The 2641-nt window shown below is 73.3% G+C and carries 1 protein-coding gene; it reads right to left on the reverse strand.

The window, feature by feature from the left end; all coding sequences use genetic code 11:
* A partial coding sequence (locus tag AB0389_RS37725) for an SDR family NAD(P)-dependent oxidoreductase (RefSeq protein ID WP_366400111.1) occupies window positions 1-2641 on the reverse strand: 2641 nt, incomplete at both ends.

A 2641-nucleotide genomic window follows, 5' to 3' on the forward strand; every position in this document is an offset into this window, starting at 1 on the left:
TGGGCGGCCAGGTGCAGTGCCACCAGCGACGACGAGCACGCCGTGTCCACCGTCACCGCCGGACCCTCGAACCCGAACGTGTAGGCCACCCGGCCGGACAGCACGCTCGGCAGGTTGTTGTGCGACGTGTAACCGTCCACGCCCTGCCCGATCAGGTCCACGCCGATGGTGTATCCCGTGTGGAACCCGCCGGCGAACACCCCCGTCCGGCTGCCGCGCAGCGCGGTGACATCGACACCGGCCCGCTCGAAGACCTCCCAGGAACTTTCCAGGAAGACTCGGTGCTGGGGGTCCATCGCCAGCGCCTCACGCGGGGAGATCTTGAAGAACGAGGCGTCGAAGTCCCCCGCACCGTCGAGGAAACCACCCCTGCGGGTGTACGTCTTGCCGGGCACCCCGGGCTCGGGGTCGTAGATGGCGTCGATGTCCCAGCCGCGGTCCGTCGGGAAGTCGGACAGCGCCTCCCCGCCCGAGGCCAGCAGCTCCCACAGGTCCTCGGGGGAGGCGATGCCGCCCGGTAGCCGGCACGCCATGGAGACGATCACGATCGGGTCGTCCTCGGCCGGACCGCGGCCCTCCACCGCCGTGGCAGTGGTTTCCTCCGCGTCGCCGGACAGCTCGTCCAGCACGAACCGAGCCAGCGCCCGCGGGGTCGGGTGGTCGAAGAGCAGGGTGGTCGGCAGCCGTAGCCCGAAGTCCTTCACCAGGGCGTTGCGCAACTGCACCGACGTCATGGAGTCGAAGCCCTGGTCCGTGAACGCGGTCTCCGCGGCCACGTTCGTGGTGTCACGGTGCCCCAGCACGGCCGCCGCGTGGGTCCGCACCGCGTCGAGCACCGCAGCCTCGCGGTCCCCCTCGGACAGCGTGGCCAGCCGGCCGGCCAGGTCCGAACCGGACCGGTCGCCGCCCGCCACGCCGTCCAGCTCCCGCAACGCCGCGCCCACCTCGGGCAGTTCGCTCAGCAACAGGCTGGGCCGGGCGGCGGTGAAGCCGGGGGCGAACCGGGACCAGTCGATGTCCGCGACCGACACGGTCGTCTCGTCGAGTTGCACCGCGTGCACCAGCGCCCGCAGGGCCGGCTCCGGGTCCATGGCAACCACACCCAGCCGGGCGAGCCGCTCGGCGGCACCGTCCACCGCGCCGAGTCCCGCTCCTGCCCAGGAGCCCCAGGCGATCGAGGTCGCCGTGCGGCCACGGGCACGCCGCTGCCGGGCCACCGCGTCGAGGAAGGCGTTCGCAGCGGCGTAGGCGCCCTGGCCGCCACCGCCCCAGACCCCGGCGTTGGACGAGATCAGCACGAAGGCGTCGAGCGGCCGGTCGCCGAGTACGTCGTCCAAGTTCCGGGCGCCGAGCACCTTGCCCGCGATGATGCGGGAGAACTCCTCCGGCGAGGTCTCGGCGATCGAGCTCTGCTGGCCCGCGCCCGCCGCGTGGATGACGGCGGTCAGCGGCCGGTCGTCCGGTACGGCCTCGATCACGGCGGCCAGCGCGTCCCGGTCGGCCACGTCGCACGCGGCCACCGTAACGGCGGCACCCGACTCTTCCAGTGCGGCCACCTGCTCCCGCACGTCCTTGGCTTCCGCGCCGCCACGGCTCACCAGCAGCAGGTGCTCCGCGCCGGTGGCGGCCAGCCGGCGGGCGATCTGCCCGCCGACACCGCCGGTACCGCCGGTGATCAGTACCGTTCCGCGCGGCGTCCAGGTCCGCCGTCCGGCGGACCCGTCCGACGCCGCCCGCACCAGCCGCCGCCCGAACACACCGGAGGGACGGATCGCGACCTGGTCCTCGTCTCCCTGACCGCGCAGCACACTGGCCAGGTACCGAAGCACCCGCTCGTCCGGCTCGGCCGGCAGATCCACCGAACCGCCCCACAGCCGCGGGTACTCCAGCCCGGCCACCAGACCGAACCCCCAGGTGAGCGCGTCCGAGGGGCCGACCCACGGACCGTCCTCCGCCTCTGCCCCGCCCATCGTCACGGCCCACAGCGGCGCGGTGACACCGAGGTCCGCCAGCGCCGGTACCAGAGCGGCCAGCAGCATCAGGCCATTGGGCACGGCCGGGAAGCCGGTGTGCGGCCGCTCGTCCAGGGAGAGGAACGACAGGACACCGCTGTACCCGGCGGACGCCACTCCCTCGGCCGCCAGCCGGTCGGTCACCGCCGTCCGGTCGTCGTCCGCGGTCTCCAGCACCACACAGTCCGCGCCGTAGCCCCGCAGGCCGTCCAGGGGCCTGGTCACCCGGGCGTCCTCGGCGAAGCCGGCGGGAACGACCGCGAGCCACTTGCCGGAGAACCGGTCCGAGGTGACGACCCCCAGCCGCCGCCAGACGACGCGGTACCGCCACGACTCCACGACGTGCTCGTGCCGCGTGCGCCGCCGCCACTCGGTCAGGGCTGGCAGGGCGGATGCGACTACCTCGCGGTCCCGTTCGCCGGTGACGTCGAGCGTGCTGGTGAGCGCCTCCACGTCCGCCCGGTCCACGGCCTCCCAGAACCTCGACTCGTATGGGTCGGCGACGGTGGCGGAGTCCTGGGTCGCGGGCTCCGGCCAGTAGTGGTGGTGTTGGAAGGGGTAGGTGGGGAGGGGGGGGTGGGGTGTGGTGGGTGTGGTGTGCCAGGTGGGTGTGTGGTGGGTGTGGGTGT

This window comes from Streptomyces sp. NPDC093109 (assembly GCF_040701725.1).
In the GTDB taxonomy this organism is placed as follows: Bacteria; Actinomycetota; Actinomycetes; order Streptomycetales; family Streptomycetaceae; genus Streptomyces.